Here is a 19,062-nt window from a genome sequence, read left to right as displayed (position 1 = left end):
TCACATTAAGTGCCCTTGCCTCCCCCCTTTTTCATATCTTTTTAAAGTACATGAGCACGCCCTATAATTTCGTTGTCCTCTGCCAAACAAATACACTCTCATTTTTCACTATGTATATACTGCCTATTAATACACTTATACTCTTAGTTTAGCAAATCCTCAAAAAAATAATAAAAGAAATATACTATCTTCTTCATAAAAATAAAAAAATGAGTTATACTATTATTATAAATATTTTTACTTTTCTGCATTCAACGAGATAAGAAAAGGATGTGATGTAATGGGATTCCCAAAAGTTGAGCGCTTGCTCATCAATTATAAAACGTTAGATGAATTCAAAAAATTTAAAGGGTGCGGAGCCCAGGAACTATCTATGCTGGAAGAATTGCAAGCAAACATTATTGAAAACGACAGTGAATCTCCATTTTACGGTATTTATTATGGCGGATCACTAATCGCACGTATGAGTCTATATATGAAAAGAAACGGCGGAGAACCATTCGAAATTACAGGTCCTTACCTAGAACTTTATAAACTTGAAGTATTACCAACTTTTCAAAAACAAGGATTCGGACAAATGCTTGTAAATCATGCGAAACAACTGCAATTTCCTATTAAAACGATAGCGCGTATTCATTCAGCTGGTTTTTGGGATAAATTAAATTTCAGCCCCGTATCAGTAACTGATGGAGATTTTTATATTTGGCATCCAGAAACAAATTTGAATGCGGTTACAAATGAAGAATCGGCTTAAGAAATAAAAAAAACAGCTGTATAACAGCTGTTTTTTTATTTCTTAAGCTTCTCTAACTTCTCAGTCGAGCGAGCATTGTTTCTTTCCGCTACCATTACACTTCTTTTTTGATCGATATAATCAAGCAATGTTCTATACTCTTCCTCATATACTGATAATCGCTCCAGAAGACGCTCTCTTTCTGTTTGTAATGATTCAACTTGTTGTTGCAACACCGTTAAAGAGTTTTCATCTTTATAATTTTGCAAGAAATCAATAACATCATTCAACGTAATTGACGTAGGTTCTAACACTTTTGTCTCTTTCACTTCATAATTTTCTACTTTACGAAGTTGCTTCGCTTCCTCAATACGTTCTTTATATTGCTTTCTTACGTAAGAATTCCACCTAAATCCACATGCTGCTGGTGTACGAGATAAATTTTTCCCCACTTCCTTAAAGGCAGAAAGTTGTGTTCCACCTTCTCGAATATGCCGGAGTACTACTTCTGCCAGAAGCAAATCTTCATCATCAGTCCAAGCATCTTGTCTTGTTGTCGCCATTTCTCTAGTCCTCCCTATGCATTTTTTATTAAGCATATGCAGTTACTAGAAAAGATAGAATACAACAACTAAAGATTAAGACAAAAAAAATAAACGCAGAAGATATCTTCTGCGTTTATTTTCCTGCAATTACTTGCTGATTACTTCTTTACCTTTGTAAGTACCGCATGCTTTACATACACGGTGAGCTAATTTCGCTTCACCACAGCTTGGGCACTCTACCATACCAGGTACTGATAATTTGAAATGCGTACGACGCTTTCTTTTTACTGTTTTAGAAGTTCTTCTAAAAGGTACAGCCATTCTTCCCACCTCCTTAAAAGAAATAGTTATTTTCATATGAAGGCCTGAACCAGTCTTCCGATTATTTGTCAAAAAACTTTGCAAGTCCTGCCAATCTTGGATCAACAGTCTTTTCTTTGTCTTCTTCCGAAATCACTTGCCAGTCTTGACCTTGCGTCGGTGCTCCACCAGAAACATCATCACTGAAAATTTGCATTGGAATCTCCAAAAGTATATTTTCCTTGATTACGGGCAGTAAGTCAAGTACTTCTCCTTCTAAACAATGAATTTCAGCTTCAGTTTCAAATTCTTCTTGTGAAGTTTGGAACACCTCAGTTGTTTTAATGTCAAATGGTAATGTCACATCTACTAAAGAACGAGAACATGGTAAAACCATGCTTCCAGTTATGTGTAGATGAAACGTAAACTTACCGGAGCCAAAATCAACTCTTCCCGTTACATGAACAGGATTAATTTCACGAATATCTTTCTCGACCTCTTTTAGCTCACTTACATCTACCATCTCATCCAATGTCAATCCTTTATTTCTCAATTTATTCAATTGATGGATGGACCATTTCATATCATATCACCTCAAGGCAACAAACAAAATTATAGCTAGCCATTTTATATTTGTCAATGTTTTTTCTTTACACCTCTAAAGATGCATTGTGTCCATTATGTGATAAAACGTGTATTCTTGTCCAGCTATATTTTCTATTTTAGACAAAATGGACATAAAGTAAATAATAAATGTGGTACAAGTTGTGGTCAATGTGGTCTGCGTGGTCAAAAGAGAGTGGTCGTTTGTGATCACTCTCTTCTTATATATATTCCCCTATACTTTTCTTGTTATTGCCTACAGAATTAAATTTCTTGGATTACATATACTTTTACAAACACATCATATTTTGCTGCCAGTTGCTCCAACTTCTTTTCTCTATATTTTGTAATGGTGAAGAAATGGATAACTGGCACTTTTCCTTTATATTTTTGCTTATATATTTTAGTAAACTCTTCATAACATTTTAATTTCTCTTCATTAACTACCATCTTTTGAGTACGATCTATTTCTACTGCGTGAAGTATCCTATCTTCATCACGAAACTTCACATCTGGAATAATCTTCTTTTTCTTATCATCTTTTATATACCTTATTTCTGTTTCAATCTGCCAATCATCCGGACAAAATAGTTGTAACCATGCTTCATTACGTAAAATAGCATGTGCTACTCTACTATGATGAACTACTTTTCCTTCACCAAATAACTTGTGCCCTGATTGATTTAAATAATAAACATATTCTTTATTATGAGTTAATTTACTGGTGTAAGAAGAGAGATCCTTCATAATTCGATTTGCATTTCTTATCCCACCCATTTCATGCACACTCATTAAATGCCTTCTTGTTGCAAACTGTAGCTTCCTAATCGTCGCAAGTATCGCCATTTGACGGTTGATTTGCATATGCGTTTGCATCCTCATGTTTCTCCACCTCATATTGTTTTAAATAATTCCACATCATTTCATTACTAATATAAGGAACTTGTATTTCGGTAAGCCTATCCGTTTTAAAAATTGCACGTCCAGGAATGCTTTTTATTGATTCTAATCCTGGTTCATCTATAACAACGCTTGAAGCTGTTTGAGTCGGTAATCTAAAACCTAATTTCGCATCACTATTTTGTTTCACTTGACGTGGTAATGTATCTCCTGTCGGATACTGTGTACAGAAAATTAATCTAAATCCTAAAGCACCACCTATACGCGCTATATGAGAAAGCATTTGTTGACAAGCTCCCAATAACCTTTGTTGCTCCTTTTTCATACTTTTATCAGGACACAATTCAGCGCCTTCGTCTACTATAATGAAAGAGCGCTCTTTAATACTTGTTTCTACAACATTTGTATAATGTCTATCTTTCATGTATTGCATTTTCTCTTCCATCTTCTCAAGAATATCCTTTAATACCATAAAGGCTTCTATGGGCTTCTCAGCAATGGAAACTATTTGTTTTAAATTCTTATATGGCCCGAACTCCAAACCGCCTTTTAAATCAATAATGTATAAATTTATATGCTCTGGTTGCGCTAAAGTAAGGGAAGTAACTACATTCTTTAGAAACACCGTCTTACCCATTCGGGTGAGACCACCTAGTGTCATATGTGGAGTTTTATCAAAATCATGGTAGATAAGTTTTTCTAAACTTTGGCCCATTGGTACACGCCATTTCCCTTGTGTCACTAAATCCGTAGACCATGACCATTTTTTCGGTATATCTCTATGAAAAACACGAATATTTAATTTGTAATTGTCGTAATCAATTCGAACGGGTTTGTTCAATCCTTCAGAAACAACATCCTCAACCTTTTGTATTAATTTAGATGGCATCCCTACCGGTAATCGATATACATAAGTTGTGCTTCGATCATCATTTTTTTGCTCAAGAAAAACCGGATACTGTAATCTCTCCCCAATCCGGATAGCAATTCCACTTACCTCAAAAAATACTTGTATCTTTTTACGGTCATCATCTTTACTTTTAAGTATATCACCAAGTATAGCGAATAATAATCCAGCGATTGGTACCGATAATAGCTCCAACATAAAATCACTCCCTATCCCCCTCTTATAGAGGGTATATATCCCTGTTTCAAGGAATACGTGCATACAAGCTAAACTCCTTATGACATAAAGAATAATAAGATTCCACATCGCATTCCATCATAGAAACATAACTAGAACATAACGTAGAAGGTATAGAAACGAGCCTGTAAGCGTTGTGTACAAAGTAATACGTGGAAGCCAATGTGGAACACTCTTCCCCATTTTTTCTGCCACCTTCATTGCAACTACTGACAAACCTGTCACCGTCCAAATAACTACCGCTTCTCCTGCGAGTGTCATACCTATTCCTCCTCTTTTTTTTCACGGAATATAATACCTTTTCTCGAAAGGACTACATCATAACAGTCCATTAGGATTTCCCAATTTAAAATGTCTTCTTCCTCACCGTATAGATCTTCTTCGATAACCTGAGATAAACTGAAATATCTTTTATATTCCTTGTTATTAAACACTTCATAATTTTTCATATGATTCATAATCGATTCTGTTTCTGATCTTGATTTTGATTCGTTATACATTTGACGTAATTCTTTTGAAGGATGTAGATATGGAGTTGTATTCAAGTGGTTATACTGCCAACGCATGTAATCTCCCCCCCTCTTGATGTCCTTAGTTCCACTTGGTATTCCTCGTGGTCTTGATATAGGTATATGAACTAGAAAATAAAAACTTGTTTGTCCATCTTAAAAAAAGTAAATAGGAATTTTCACTTTGTTATCGAATATACGAAGATGAGGTGAATAGATATGAAATGTAGGCTCAAAGAAATTTTAGATAATCGGATGATAAAACAAGGAGCGTTAGCAAAAAGAGTGCAAATTACACCACAGCAACTAAGTCAAATCGTACATGGTAAAAGTGAGCCTTCTTTACGAAATGCTATTAAAATCGCAAAAACATTAAATTTACATGTAGAAGATATTTGGATTGAAGAAGAATCAAATATTAAATAAATTTCAAGGTGGAGATTATATGAAAGCCATAAGATCTATTTTTAACGCATATCGTATATTCGGTAAAATATTGAGACCTATATTGCGCGCATTAAATAAGAAGTAAATTTTAAAAATCGTAGAAAATAAAAAAAGAGCCGTCAACTGACGGCCCTTTTTGTTTACAAAATTATTCTTTTGTATAGTAATAATTTAATCCTTTGGCATCTAACCACGCTGTCGCTTTATCTAGATCACTACCTTGACGGTAATCCGACTCGAAATAAACAAGCCCCTGACGATCTCCTCGGGAAACAATTTTTGAAGTGTATCCAAGCTTATCCATCATTTGAATCATTTCAGGAATTAAATTTACACCAAATTCATAAGTAACCACCTTATTATGTTTGTTCACGATAATCTCCACTCCTTCTTCTTTATACGATTTATTTGTAAACCAATCTAACGACTTGCTTCCAATTAATTTATTTAAATCACACTTTCCAATACCAGGTACATTACCTGTTTCAGTGTATTGCCAGATATCGCATGGATAATCTGGTTTCTTTCCGCCATAACGCGGAATCCAAACAAAGTCAGCTTTCACATTTGCCATACCAAATGGAGCATACATATGATGGCCAACATATAAACCAACTTTCTTAGCACCTAATCTACGTAATTCATCGATAAAAGCCTGTGTACCTGCTCGCATGTCATCCATTGTTTTCACTTCTACATCAGCCACCCAGACTGTCGCGCTCTTATCTCCACGATTCCAGAAGTCTCGTGCTTCTACACGTGCGTCATTCTCAGAAACGAAACGACAGAATGCATAGTTACCAAAAGGAATACCATGTTGCTTCATAGCTTGTACATATCCCTTATATAATGGATCTACATAATTCGAACCATCTTGTACACGAGCGATGATGAAATCAATATGTTGTTTTGCCACAGGCCAATTAATATCACCATTCCATTTTGAAATATCTACAGTGTAACCCATTATTTATCCTCTCCTTCGCTATTTACATCATGATCAGACCAAATCCCCAATGTGATACCAACAGTCAATAAATAAGGCGCTAATTCATCTAAAAAGCTTTTTGCCTCTGGAACACCAAACTTCGTAAATAAAAATCCAAGCAAAGAAAAAACCGCAACCCATGTTTTCCAGTTGCGGAGTCGTTTTTTAATATTCTCTTTTGTCATAGTTAATTTATCTCCTTTTCTACATTATCTAAGCGTTTATGCGCTTGTTTGGCACTCTCTTCAACTCTTGTAATGCGCTCTCCAAGTACAATCATTTGCTTTTCATTTGCCTTTAAATCAATACGAATATCATCAACTCCTTTACTGATGTACTCCAATTTCGCATTTGTTTCTGCCCCTTGTCTACCATCTGACTTAATCTCTTTCGAGCGATTCAGTGAATAAGACATATATCCTATCAATGCTGACGCGATTGTGATAAGTACTCCTACTTCAATTGTCATTTCTTCACTCCTTTTTATGCTGCAAAGTAACTTGGATCCATTCCAAATATCTCTGCAATATCTTCCTCACTTCTATCTTTCAAATAAGATTCAGTTGTGGAAATATCAGAATGATTAGCGAGTGATTTTAGTTTTTCAAGCGGTACTCCTTGTACTTTCAAATTATCTAATCTGCTATGACGGAAACAGTGAGGATTCATTTTAAATTCCTTTCCTTCCTTTTCAATCAGCATCTTAGCAAATATGTCGCACCAATAATTAAATACACTCTTGTTCAATCTTTTTCTCTCACCATTCTTATAAACACGCACAAACAAATCTGGAATAGTATCCTTACCTCGCTGATTTATATATAAACGAATGCATTTCTGCACCCGGTGATTGTAATATAATCTAAACTTCTTACCGCGTTTTCCTCGTACCACATTTGTATAATATTGTTCTGTCAGCCCTTCTTTTTGAACCTGGTATACCTCATTCTTTCTAGCTGCACTGTAATAAGAAAGTGCTAAATACGTTGCTAACATATATTTTTCTTGCTCAAGTAATTTATCGATTAACCAATTAATCTGATCCTCAGTAATAAACGTAATTTCTCTAATTGGATTCTTAGGTAAACCACGTACCCGTGAACCTACATTAAATTCATAATCATAGTCATCATCATCCGCACAAAACTCAAGTGCTGAACGTAAAGCGCTCATCAATCCATTTACACGAGCATTAGACATTCCCGTCTCTTGAAAAATAATAGATAAGTTTCGAATGTCTTTACGTGTTAATTCAACCAGATTTTTATTTTCGAAGTGTTGATGTATTAGAAACAAAATAATTCGCAAATCCCAACCATATTGTTTTAAAGTGCTTGCCGCTTTTCCTTGTGCTTTCTTTTCGATTAGAAAATCTTTGACTAGGTTTTTGTTTTCTTGGCTAACATGCTTTTCATAAATTACTTGATTTACTATTCGTTTCACACTAATCATCTCCTCAAAATAAAAAGAGAAGCGAATTCGCTCCTCTTGATCTATGAATTGAATTTATTCAAAGTCGTATTTTACCCAAAAATTATTTGCATCCAACCGAAAAAAGAAAACCATAACATTAAAGATAGAACTGATCCTAAGAAAAATCCTTGTATAAAGTTACCTTCTCTCTCCATAACTCCTCCTATTTTCAGTTGACTTGCAAATAATAGTAATCTGAAAACATTAAATATCTAATACTTTAATGTTAATTAAATGTAAAAATTTCATAAATGATGAATTAATTTTCTATTAAAAAACCAATAAATATCTAATGTCAGATATTTATTACAAAACAACTTTTATTTCTTATAAATTAAATCCTTTCTTTCTTTAAAATCTTTAAGTGTATCGTCAAAAGTTCTTTCTCCAAACACTCCAAATCCAATGTCATTTAGACTAATGCAAGATGATATTGTTAAATTAGAGCTCATCATCTCACCCTTCCTAGTATCCCCTGTGCTTACTACCCTTCTAATGGCATCATCAAATTCTTGTTCCATTTCTTTTAAAATACTAATCATATAATCATAAATTTTACGCGCATATTCTAAAACATTTTGGTGTTTTGGAAAATCCCCATTATGAATTACTCTATTTCTAAAGTTAGATAGTGTCCTTCCATCAATTTTGAATTCATTTATATTTTCAGGAGCTTTACCAAAAGTATTTAAATATGAGATATAAAAGGCTCCTAATTGTCTTTCTGATGACGATGCAAAGTATTTCCATGTTTTACTGAACTCATCATGTGAAGTACGGTTATGATCTAGCATTACTTTTACACAAAATTCATGAAATCGTTCTAGAGAAGCTGCGAAGTTACTTACAGCTTCTCTGTAGTAACCATCAAGTAAAGCTAAAATGCCCATATCAAACAATATTTCAAACGGTTCTTCTTGTACGTAGACTTCTGAAGTATGTCCCCTAGTACAGGTCAAAGTATATATTTTGTTACTGTGAATTTCCAAGTAATCATATCCATAGATATCCTGGTGATTATTCTTTACACATTCAAAACAAGAAATAAATATCTTCATTTTATACAATCTCCTTCTCGTTGATTTAAAATTAAACATCTATCCCTAGTTTAATAGAATAACTAAAGTTTTCAAACGTTAACTCCCTAATAAAACAACTCCAAAATGACAATTCTCTTGAATATCACTTAACTTAACTCTTGTTCCATTTCTATTGGAGAACACAATGTCAACATAATCTTTTGTAGAGTTACCTATATACATTTGGTAGTTCATCCCAAAGGATGCAAAATCTATACCTGGAACCGGAACTGGTCTCTTATTAGGAAATCGTTGCGCGAATGTAATCCTTAATGTGGATTCGTCTACAACTGATAGTACACCTCCATCATTTTGAAAATCTGTTCTTATTTCGAAATCTGAAGCGTTCTTTTTTAAATAGTACGATTTAGTGATTTTTTCAATTGTTTCAGGAACATATTTTCTTTTTGTTTTAATGTTGACTCTTAAATTCCTCATTTCGAAGTTCCCTGCATCAGCGTTATATAATCCGATATTAAACATTAGTTTCTTAGAGTTGTTTAAATTTCTAAAAACATATTTATAATAGACAGTCTCCCATTCGCCTTGTTTAACAGATTGATATACATGTATATCAAATGGATTCCCTGATGAATTAAATTCACGGAATGCCACCTTAACCTTTATTCCAGTTATATTTCTAACCTCAGCTACAACTTCGATTACATCACCTGCAATCAATTCGGTAAATGTATCTACAAATGTACCAGCTTTAGTTGAATCTACATTAACTCCAACAACTCCATTGCCCTCATCAAAAGAAAATGAATTTAATGTTCCGGGTACGGTAGAATAAGCTAATGTTGTATACTTCTTTAGTTTGTCAGCGTAATCATATGATTTGAAGTTATTATAGTAAGTCAATTTATTCACACTCCTCTCGGTAATAGTGAATTAGTCGTGATTATATCTACACCTAACGTTGTAAGATTTCTCGCTTCTTCTTCACTATCTGTTGTCCAAGCTCCTACTTTTAATCCATTATTATGTGCTAACTGGCAAAAATTTTTAGTAATAACTGATTTATTAACTGAAACATAGTCACTATCGATTGATTTAGCATTGTCTAAATCAACTTGATCAGCTGTATTCGATAACAAGCATAAAGCCATATCTTTATTAAGACCTCTTAATTTAGTTAAAGTCCCCATTCCAAATGCCATGACAATACATTTATTTAAATAACCTGTATCTTTCAGAATAGTAATTAAATCAGATAAATTAGTATCATTGTTATATACTTTCACTTCTATAACAGGCGTTGCATTCCACTTTGTACAGAAACCAAGGAATTCTTCAAAAGTCGGTATTTTTGTTCCTGGATACGTAGTGAGCATAGTATCAACTGTTAATGCTTTTGCCTCAATTAATGTTTTATCCTTGAACAAGCCTGTCCCATCTGTCATAGCTGTTACATCATCATCATGGAATGCCATCCAAACGTTGTCTTTTGTTGTCCGGATATCTACCTCGAAATATTTATGACCAGCTTCGGCTGCTAATTCATATGCAGGAAGACAATTGATTGGAGCTATATAATTAAACCCATTGTGAGAAATGTAAACCGGAAATTTCTCTCCAATAAAAGTACGAGGTTTGGATAAAATCTTAATTTGAGAAGAATCTACATCTAGTCTAGCTTTTAAATATGGGTATACAACCCCTTCATCATCTACCCTTGCTTGTGCAGCTTCAACTGATGAATCGCCGTTAATAACAATTTCATTTAATTGATTTTGTATACTAATAGATAATTCGTTAGCTTGATTCGCAAAATCTTTTGCTGCCGATGCTTCCGCTGCGGCTCGGCTATTTATTTCTTCTAATGCCATTTCATTTAATTCTTGAATTAATTTTTCTAAATCTGAAAAATAAGATTCAGATGGAATACGATTTGTCGTCGCGTCTGGTAATGTGATTAATACAAAATCTTGTGTTGTCGCTCGTATTGCATTATCTTTTTCAATCGATATAAACGCCTGTTTTGCTTTACCGATTGCCCCAAACGTTTCAGGGGGAAATGTATATTCAAAGTGTCCTTTTGCGACATCAATCATTTTAACGCCATTATCATCACGAATAACTGTGTTGTCAGGCTTTGCGCATTCAAAAAACACTTTTAGTCCTGTTAAATTATATGGAATTCCTCCGTCTATTACATAGACATCTACAACGTTACTTACTTTATCTCCAACGCGACCAGTGACAATAGAATTGAGTTGAGCGTATTGTGTTTTATTAACGTCTAGAATTAATTTAGTTTTCATAAATGATTTCTTCTCCTTTGTACTCAGATTCATCAATTCTGATCTTGTTGTCCACAGTTACTTCTTCTGGCATATCACCAGCCATGTCAAAAATACTCGATCTTCTTTTTACAGATCGAGCTAACATAGGTCGTATTGATAATTCTTCTTCTTTTACAATCTTGATTTCATAAGAAAATGAAATATCATTATCGCTTTCCACAATAAAATATTTTTCATTACGTTCAGAAACCCAAATGTCACCACGTCCATACTTACTAATAAAAACATGGTAATTACTTGTTTCATTTTGGAAGAATATAGGTAAGTCGATCTTAACTTGTCCCTCCACAGTTTCACTTTCTCCAATGTGGGTAAAAGTTTCGGAAGAACTCATTACACTAGCCATATTCTTAGTTGCATTAACTGTTGTTAACGATCTAGCGAAAGACATTGGTTGATCTATATTGTTATTAACTAAAGTCCTATTTAAAGAAGTGTTAACAATTGACCAATTATGCATATTTAACTCACCATAAGCATCTAAATTGTTCTTGTTTGCTACAGTGAACACTTGGTAAAAGTTACCATCAACTGCGTAACATAACATTAATTTAGTTGCACTGCTTAAAGCCAATGAAGAGCTAGATGTTTTAAAAATACCGTTGTTAACAATGGTTGTCCCCATTCCGTCTAAACCTATACCGGCGTTAGTATAAAGGTAGCCATTAGAATAAAAGTAATCATTTCTGATCCCTGCTATATTGATCATTGCGTCTCCTGACAAACGACTAAGGTTTATGCCGGTATCAGAAACTATAGCTAATTTATCACCATCCGAGCTGCCTACTTTTTGTATAAATTTATAAGCTTTTCCGTTGCTACCTTCATTAAAGACTATTCTAAAACCGTTAGTTATTAAATTTTCCCATAGATGGTTGCCTTTCATTCCATACATGCTAGGGTCATCTACGATCTCAAAATAAGGATTGTAGAAATTCGTAGCCGCATTGTAAACCGATAAACTTAAGAATCTATTCGGATGTATAGCTACGGAAACACCTCTCTTATTCGGGTCATTTTCTTTAAATTGAGCGCCGAGGAAACCAACCTTAGATTCATTATCATCAAATATATTAAGTCTTCCTATATTATCTAATTGCATCCGTCTTTTTCCGCCAACCCGCGACTCCAAACCTTCAGGTAATAATTTAATTACACTGCCAAATTCATTAAATCCAGTTTGCACCATTGATGCATTTAACTTACCAGTTGTTATGAAATCAGCTACGATTGATCCATCCATTGTCATTGCTAAGCCGTATGGCCCATTAATACCTTGAGAAGAATAACCCAAACCGTTAATATTCCATTGCCATACTTTTTTAGCTGTCGCCTCTTTCTCCGTATCCATAATTAAAATTCTTTCTGGATAAACGCGAACATGACCACCAAAACCACTGTTAATTAAATCTGTAGCACGTTCTTTTGCCTTTTCTAAGAAACTTGTTTCTAATCCGTCTAAATTATCTTGTATTCTATCAACTTTGTTAGAAACATCCGTGAATGATTCTTTATAGTTGCCAATCGTGATATCTGTATACTCTTCGTTCAATGGATCATACTTGTAAGATACAACCTTAGCCTTTACATCAATTCCTTCGTCCAAATGTTGAACAGTTACCGTATCACCCATGTAAACACGCTGTAATACAGCTAAATCTTTGTATTCTTCTGTTTGTGATAACTCCTGGAATTTAATTTTATATGTCGCTAAAGGTTGATCTACATGCTGATTATTGAACATCGCTATCGCAAGAGCCCGCAATTTGTTTAATGCATCCGGTAATGGTAATGCATCGTCGTCATTAGCAGCATCGCCTATTTTAGCTTTAACTTCAGGGAAATCGATCTTTCTAATTTTAGGATTAACATACTTATTAACCAGTGGACTAGTAACATACTTTTCTGGTAATAGTAGTTCATTTGCGCCTTGTGGCATTATCTTTGTAATTGGACTTTGCCAATCAATATCAGCTTCATATCCTAATAAATCCTTTTTATGTTGGATTACAACACCACGATCCCTACCGCGTCTAGCTAACATTCGAACATTGAAATTGTCACGTAGTAATTCGCCGCCCCAACGATTTAAGAAGGAGTTATCTTGTCCGTTATCCAATAAGAATTCTACAGGGTTTTTTCTAACTAATCGCGCGTTCGCGATGTTCTCAATATCGCTATAAAAATCAAATTTAGTTGGATATTGTAGAGCGCCTTTAACTTGATCTAAAGCGCCCATTCCTGATTTACCCACGATGTTTGTATCTTCTATGAAGTTATCCACCAAGTCGTAGAAAATGTGATAACAAAACACTTGTACAATACCATTAGTTGGATGTGGATTTGCCACACGGAACAATTGATCTCCATCAGGAGTTGGCGCTTTGATTAAATATTGTCCATCTATTTCTAAGCCATGTGGAGAAAAAAGAGGATATTTAAAACTTAGTGTATAAACACCGTTTAAAATTTCCTCAATTTCAGCTTCATAAATATTATTATCAAGAATACCTATACCATTGTGGGTAAAGTCTGTTTCGTTAGGCTTATAAAGTGTAATCAAATATATCGCCACCTTGTTTCTATATCGATTTTAGATACACTCCCCGTCCACGAAATTGTGTTTTCTCCCTCTTTTAATGCAGGGAACTTCCCAACCATTTTGTTATTCATAGGAGTTGTATTGTAGTAGCATTCCATTAAATCAGAATCAACAATAACAAAAGAATTAACGTCTTTTACTTGGAATGAAATGCCGTTAATCTGTATTGTTATATTTCCTGTTCCATAAATCGTTAATTTCGGTAAAGAATGTAATGTACCTTGATTCATAATCGTAACGGGATTTGTTATTGTAATTGGCTGTTCAATAGCGTACTCATATGGATCAGCTTTAAAAAGAACTTCGAACTTACCGTATTCCTCTATTTCGTTATCTATATCTCCAATTTCAACTGACTTTATCTTTCTATAAACATAGTCGTCAGTGAATGAAACAATCTTAGCGCTCATTATCCACGCTTTTATTTTTCTTAATAAAGGTTTGATATTTTCATCTTCGAGTAAATTAAACTCAACTGTAAACTCAACATCTTCATAACCTTTTTCTTTTGTTAACGTTCCATTTTCTCTTCCGTCAACTTCAATAAATTCAATTTTCTTTTTAGCGGTCGGTATTTTAGGGCGCTCTACCATACAAAGATGGTAGTCTTGCCCTAACATTTCATTTATTCGAATATCAACCACGTCGCGCCCTCCCTATACCTATATTTAATGATTGTCCTTTCTTAACAAACCAATCATCGGCTTTTTCAAACATACGATCAATATCACGTTCATTATTAATTGTGTTATAAAAATTAATTTCAACAGGACCACTACCAATTGGCTGAACAATCGGTTGAACTGCTCCTGTCGCCAATGTAGACAGATTAGAAGCGATGTTATCTTGTTTATTTATTCCATATAAATTTAACTTTTTAAAAGTATCATCCACCATGTTTGAGATATTGTTGAAAGCGGATTGCAACGCATTTTCTTTGTTTGCATTATTGTTAGGAGCATTGTAAAAATCTTTTAGGATTTGTTCCCTGAAACCAGATATTTTTTTACCGATTTCTAGCCACTTATTGGATTCCTTAAATTCTCTTAGTATATCTTGGGATGGGTTCCCACCCTCTAATATGCTACGAATATACCGCGCAATAGGACTATCGTCTTCTACTCCATCGAGAGTGAACTGTTCTAATTCTTTACCCACTGCTTTTAACGCATCCCTCATATCCATTGGTAAATGAGTAATCCAATCATTAAGATAATCTCCATCGTATAATATTGCTTCAAAATAACTCCTAAGAGGATTATTATTCATCATTCCGCTTATAGCGGAACTATTGAACGCACCTAACGTATTTTCTAATACGGAATAGACAGAAGTTGCTAAGTTTTTAGCCGCTGCAAGAACCGTCGATACAGAATGCTCCATACCAACAGCTAGACCAGCACCAATTTGTTTACCAACCTGATCTCTCATTTTTCGAGATGGACTATGAATATCAAAGAATCCAGTAAAACCGTCAAGAATACTGCTGCCAATAGATTTCACCTTATTTAACACTTTACCAGCCATACTACCTAGACCGTCTATCAATCCACTTATAATATCTTTACCTATCTTGAATAAATCAATCTTCTTTAATGTATCAACAATCTTCGGTACAATATCTGTTACGATTGTAGAACCTAATTTTCCAACCATACTCACAATACCTTTTATTAAAGCCCAGATCAGTTGAACACCAGCTTCAAGGATTTTAGGTAGATTCTTAATTAACTCTCCTGCTAAAGTAACAATCAGCTTTAATGCCGCCGCAATTAATTCCGGTAGCACCTTTACGATACCAGCAATTAACATAAGTAAGATTTTCACACCAGCTTCCAGTATCTTCGGTAAGTTCGCAATTAAAGTAGATGCTATTTTGACAATTAAATCTAATGCCGCAATAATAAGCTGGGGTAATACTTGTACAATTCCATCAATAATGGCCATTAAAATCTTTACACCGGATTCAATTATTTTAGGTAAGTTTGTTAATAAAGTATCCGCCACTTTGGTGATAAGATTTATCGCCAAATCAATAAGTTGCGGTAGCATTTTAATGATTCCGTCTATTAAGCTAGTTAAAACTTTAACACCAGCTTCAATAATCATAGGTAAATTCGCTGTAATGGCTTCAATTAAAGTTGTAATGACTGTAATAATCGCTAAAGCAATCATTGGTAAAGCTTGTGTGATTCCTGTAATTAATGAAACTAATAAATTTATTCCCATTTCAATTAGCTGAGGTAAAAATGACATAATTCCATTAATAATAGTTTGAATAATCGTTACAGCTATTTGGATTAACTGTGGAAGCATCTGCATAATTCCATTTATTAAGGTTAGAATCAATTGAAGCCCTGTTTCTATCAGTGTAGGTAATACTTGTACAATTCCAGAAATTAAAGTTTGAATGATTTGTATCCCCGTTTGAACAATCATAGGGAGATAGGTAGCAATCATCTGTGAAATTGTATTTATAATCCCAACAATGGCTTCAAGCATAATTGGAGCCGCTACAACCAAACCATTCACAAGATTTGAAATCATTTGTGATCCCGTTTCAAGAAATTGCGGTAATATCGTTGTTACGAAATTGGCTATATTGGTAAAGATATTTGTAATAGTTTCAAGAATAATTCCTGAGTTTGCATTCAAATATTCTGCAATAGCTGGCAAATAACGAGATACAGATACAAGAATACCTGGAAGTCCCCCAATAATTGCCCCCGCTATAGTAGGACCGATCATCTTAAAGATTTCGCCTAACTGGCTAAAGTCTCCCGAAAAAACAGCTTTTACAGCATCAAAAAGATGAAGGCATGCTTCGCGTATCTTACTGACTGCCAATCCTATCATTTCAGCCGCATTTTGAAATCCTTTTGGCAAATGAGTAATCCAATCATTTAAATAATCTCCATCAACAGCCGTATAGAATAGATATTTACCTAGTGAAGATAATGCGTGTCCAAAGTTTTGAACGCTTTCAATTACATTCGTAATGCTATTTTTGAACCCTTCATTGGTTTGCCATAAATTCCGTATCCAAATAATCAATCCAGCAATAGCTGCCGATGCGGCTATCACTCCACCTGCTACTAATGCAACTGGACCAGCAACAGCCCCAATGCTCACACCCAATATACCAGCTATACTGGATAAGGTGACAAATACTGGGGCTAACGCCATACATGCTCCAACAAGAATTCCGAGCGCGGATACAATTGTTGTTATAGCTGCTGATAACGCTGGATGTTCCGAAACGAATCCCGCAAAAGCACTAATTACATCCGCAATGACGCCCAGAACAGGCTCAAGCGCCATTTTCAAGTCGTTCATAGCTTTTTGAAACTTTACCGCTGGACTAGCATCCATCTTCTTAATCATTTCGTTTAGCTGTTCTTGATTCTTATTTAAATCTATAACTTTATCTTGAGCGCCAATAAGCGTATTGGTGATATTCTGCCCTTGATCTTCATACATCGTTCCGAAAAGCTTAACACCAATCTCGTTTCGCTTTGTTTCATCTTCAATACTAGCCAATGCTTTAGCAATCTCTGTCATTGCTGCCGAGCCTTCTTTACCACCTTTAGCGACAGATTTCCCCCACTTTTCTAACTGATCAGCCGAAATTTTAGTGCCTTCAAGAGCTTCTTTCATAGACTTATCGACACCTTGACCAAATTCAGCCGCTTTAATACGGCCTTCTTTTAGTCCATCTAAGAGATTATCAATATTCCAAGTACCTGTATCAACACCAGCTTCCATAATTGCTTGTACTTCTTCAGCATTGTAACCAGCTCGTGTTAACTGACCACCATATTCAGCGATAATGTCCAATTGCTCAGGAGGGAAACCGATTTTTAAAAGACGATTTGTTAGACCTAAAGCCGTATCACTAGTTATTCCTAATTCATTACCGATTTCATTCGCTTCTTGAATTAACTCAGTAAAATCTATACCTGCATAAGCACTTGCAATGGCTCCTGCACCTTTTACAATGGAAGCATTAGCTTTATCGCTTACAGTTTGATTTAATGCCCATTGTCTACGTGTACCCTCCAGTGCTTCTTCCACATCAACACCATAAGCTTCTAAACCGCGAACCGCTTCTTCTACTGATTTTTTAGAGGATGCTGGAACTTCAAAAGAAACATCAATTTTTGTTTTTAATTTAGAGGTATCAAGCGCTTGCTCAATGGCTCCTGAAATACCACCACCAGCCATTAATCCACCTAGAATATTTTCTAAACCGATATCTAATTCTTTGAAACTGTGCGACGCTCTCTCTGCTTCTCGTGAAAGGTCTCTCAAATCATTTCGAACTTGTTGTAATGAGTTCCCATCATCTATAGAACGAAGAGATCGCTGTAATTTCTCAATATCTGCTTCTGAACCTAATGCTTCACGACCGATGATTTGAATTGCTTGTTCTAACTGCCTTGCTGTCGCTGTACCGTTTCGTATTGCGTTTGTAAGGTTATTCCCTAATGCATTTGCAAAATGGTCTACACTCGTTTCAGTCGCATCAAAGAATGTCTTTAATTGTTTCGTTGCATTTTCTTGTTCCTGTAAACTTCTATTCGTCGCACTTAATTGATTTTGCAACTGCTGTTCTGCTGTCCGAGCTTGTATAAGCTGTGTTTCATATCTTTGAATTTCACTAGCGTTTTCGCCATACTGCTGTTTGGCTTGATCTAACTGTTTTTGATAGTTTTGTACTTTACTAGCTGCAACAGTATGTTGCTCTCCAAGATTATCTATTTTCAAACGTAACTTTTCTATTTCTGAAGCATTCTCACCAAGCGTTGCTTTTTGTAACTCGTATTGAGCATTTAACTTAGAAAGAGAAGATTGCAACTGCTCTTCCTGTCCTTTTAGCTCTTTCAGTTTTTGAGCTGCCTTAGCTGTTTCGCTTGTTCTTTCTTGTTCAGCATCTCTCGCCTGTTTTAAACTTTCAGAAGTTTGTTTAATACTATTGGCTAACTGTTGTTCTGTTATTTGTTGACTTCGTAATTTTGATTCCAGCTTTGCTACAACAGTAGAATTTTCTCCGTACAATTCTTTAGCACGTTGTAAATGTTCAGCCGTTGCTTGCGTAGCCCTTTGTGCAACTGCATATTGTTGAGAAAGATTTTGAATCTTTGCTTGTAGTTTTTCTGAATCAGTAGCATTTAACTTCATCTGCTCTTCTTGCAATTTCATTTCTTGACGAAGTTTTTTAGTTTCCTGATTCATGCCCTTCATGGCATCATTAAAATCTTTATTTTGCGCTTTAAATATAACTTCAACTTCCGAATTATTTCTGGCCATTTTCTCACCTACCTTTACTTGGGATTGTTACGCCATGCTTCAAACGCTGTAATCCCTGCGTAAATACGCTCAACAGACGAAATTGGCTCATGCCAAAAAGTCTCTGGATCTATTCCAGAG

19 protein-coding genes are annotated in these 19,062 nt (G+C 34.9%); 2 read left to right on the top strand and 17 right to left on the bottom strand.

The features are described from left to right. Positions 1-280: 280 nt before the first annotated feature. Complete coding sequence (locus tag ACO6VI_RS03565; protein WP_000506690.1) at positions 281-754, top strand: N-acetyltransferase; 474 nt, start codon at positions 281-283, stop codon at positions 752-754. A gap of 35 nt (positions 755-789) precedes the next feature. Here ACO6VI_RS03565 and ACO6VI_RS03560 read toward each other — a convergent pair whose 3' ends face one another. The 7 genes from ACO6VI_RS03560 to ACO6VI_RS03530 form a co-directional block, all read right to left on the bottom strand. After that, positions 790-1,296, bottom strand: coding sequence for an RsfA family transcriptional regulator (locus ACO6VI_RS03560; protein ID WP_000246469.1), 507 nt, complete (start codon positions 1,294-1,296; stop codon positions 790-792). Positions 1,297-1,425: 129 nt separating this feature from the next. Beyond that, entirely contained in the window at positions 1,426-1,599 is a 174-nt protein-coding gene (gene rpmF / locus ACO6VI_RS03555; protein WP_001984764.1) for a 50S ribosomal protein L32, read from the bottom strand. A 61-nt stretch (positions 1,600-1,660) separates the two neighbouring features. After that, a complete protein-coding gene (locus tag ACO6VI_RS03550; protein WP_000872146.1) occupies positions 1,661-2,161 on the bottom strand; it encodes a YceD family protein in 501 nt (166 codons plus the stop codon). A 284-nt stretch (positions 2,162-2,445) separates the two neighbouring features. Continuing rightward, positions 2,446-3,063, bottom strand: coding sequence for a replication-relaxation family protein (locus ACO6VI_RS03545; RefSeq protein ID WP_033698125.1), 618 nt, complete (start codon positions 3,061-3,063; stop codon positions 2,446-2,448). Then, positions 3,005-4,186, bottom strand: a complete 1,182-nt coding sequence (locus ACO6VI_RS03540; RefSeq protein ID WP_033698123.1) for an FtsK/SpoIIIE domain-containing protein — start codon at positions 4,184-4,186, stop codon at positions 3,005-3,007. Before ACO6VI_RS03540 ends, ACO6VI_RS03545 begins: the two co-directional genes overlap by 59 nt. Before the next feature lie 117 nt (positions 4,187-4,303). Further along, the gene (locus ACO6VI_RS03535; RefSeq protein ID WP_033698121.1) at positions 4,304-4,486 is read right to left on the bottom strand and encodes a hypothetical protein; all 183 of its coding nucleotides are present in this window, start codon (positions 4,484-4,486) and stop codon (positions 4,304-4,306) included. Between the two features lie 2 nt (positions 4,487-4,488). Next, positions 4,489-4,791 (bottom strand): hypothetical protein, encoded by a 303-nt coding sequence (locus ACO6VI_RS03530; protein ID WP_033698119.1) that lies wholly within the window; start codon positions 4,789-4,791, stop codon positions 4,489-4,491. Positions 4,792-4,953: 162 nt separating this feature from the next. Here ACO6VI_RS03530 and ACO6VI_RS03525 point away from each other — a divergent pair, with 162 nt between their 5' ends. Beyond that, positions 4,954-5,160, top strand: coding sequence for a helix-turn-helix transcriptional regulator (locus ACO6VI_RS03525; RefSeq protein ID WP_033698117.1), 207 nt, complete (start codon positions 4,954-4,956; stop codon positions 5,158-5,160). Positions 5,161-5,329: 169 nt separating this feature from the next. Here the strand turns inward: ACO6VI_RS03525 and ACO6VI_RS03520 are convergent, their stop codons facing one another. The 10 genes from ACO6VI_RS03520 to ACO6VI_RS03475 all read right to left on the bottom strand — a co-directional run bounded on the left by ACO6VI_RS03520 (position 5,330) and on the right by ACO6VI_RS03475 (position 18,942). After that, positions 5,330-6,148: a GH25 family lysozyme gene (locus ACO6VI_RS03520; RefSeq protein WP_422422999.1), complete on the bottom strand. Its 819-nt coding sequence runs from the start codon at positions 6,146-6,148 to the stop codon at positions 5,330-5,332. Beyond that, a complete protein-coding gene (locus tag ACO6VI_RS03515; RefSeq protein WP_000159647.1) occupies positions 6,148-6,354 on the bottom strand; it encodes a hypothetical protein in 207 nt (68 codons plus the stop codon). Before ACO6VI_RS03515 ends, ACO6VI_RS03520 begins: the two co-directional genes overlap by 1 nt. A gap of 2 nt (positions 6,355-6,356) precedes the next feature. Next, complete coding sequence (locus tag ACO6VI_RS03510; protein ID WP_000151534.1) at positions 6,357-6,638, bottom strand: hypothetical protein; 282 nt, start codon at positions 6,636-6,638, stop codon at positions 6,357-6,359. Between the two features lie 14 nt (positions 6,639-6,652). Next, positions 6,653-7,612 carry a tyrosine-type recombinase/integrase gene (locus ACO6VI_RS03505; RefSeq protein WP_422422998.1) on the bottom strand — a complete coding sequence of 320 codons (960 nt, stop codon included), beginning with the start codon at positions 7,610-7,612 and terminating at the stop codon, positions 6,653-6,655. A gap of 350 nt (positions 7,613-7,962) precedes the next feature. Further along, positions 7,963-8,700 carry a hypothetical protein gene (locus ACO6VI_RS03500; RefSeq protein WP_325097685.1) on the bottom strand — a complete coding sequence of 246 codons (738 nt, stop codon included), beginning with the start codon at positions 8,698-8,700 and terminating at the stop codon, positions 7,963-7,965. Between the two features lie 78 nt (positions 8,701-8,778). Beyond that, positions 8,779-9,585 (bottom strand): hypothetical protein, encoded by an 807-nt coding sequence (locus ACO6VI_RS03495; protein WP_325097683.1) that lies wholly within the window; start codon positions 9,583-9,585, stop codon positions 8,779-8,781. 5 nt (positions 9,586-9,590) lie between these two features. Further along, positions 9,591-10,988, bottom strand: a complete 1,398-nt coding sequence (locus tag ACO6VI_RS03490) for a glycerophosphodiester phosphodiesterase family protein (RefSeq protein ID WP_325097682.1) — start codon at positions 10,986-10,988, stop codon at positions 9,591-9,593. Continuing rightward, positions 10,978-13,593, bottom strand: a complete 2,616-nt coding sequence (locus ACO6VI_RS03485; RefSeq protein WP_422422997.1) for a phage tail spike protein — start codon at positions 13,591-13,593, stop codon at positions 10,978-10,980. Before ACO6VI_RS03485 ends, ACO6VI_RS03490 begins: the two co-directional genes overlap by 11 nt. Then, on the bottom strand, positions 13,590-14,276 hold the full coding sequence (locus ACO6VI_RS03480; protein WP_422422996.1) for a phage tail protein: 687 nt from the start codon (positions 14,274-14,276) through the stop codon (positions 13,590-13,592). Before ACO6VI_RS03480 ends, ACO6VI_RS03485 begins: the two co-directional genes overlap by 4 nt. Beyond that, the gene (locus ACO6VI_RS03475; protein WP_422422995.1) at positions 14,269-18,942 is read right to left on the bottom strand and encodes a hypothetical protein; all 4,674 of its coding nucleotides are present in this window, start codon (positions 18,940-18,942) and stop codon (positions 14,269-14,271) included. The genes ACO6VI_RS03480 and ACO6VI_RS03475 overlap by 8 nt, the downstream gene beginning before the upstream one ends. Between the last annotated feature and the right edge of the window lie 120 nt (positions 18,943-19,062).

It is taken from the genome of Bacillus sp. PSXD-155, from assembly GCF_049310765.1.
GTDB lineage: Bacteria > Bacillota > Bacilli > Bacillales > Bacillaceae_G > Bacillus_A > Bacillus_A cereus.
Note: the sequence above shows the minus strand (reverse complement) of the source record. Positions and strands in the feature narration are given on the sequence as shown.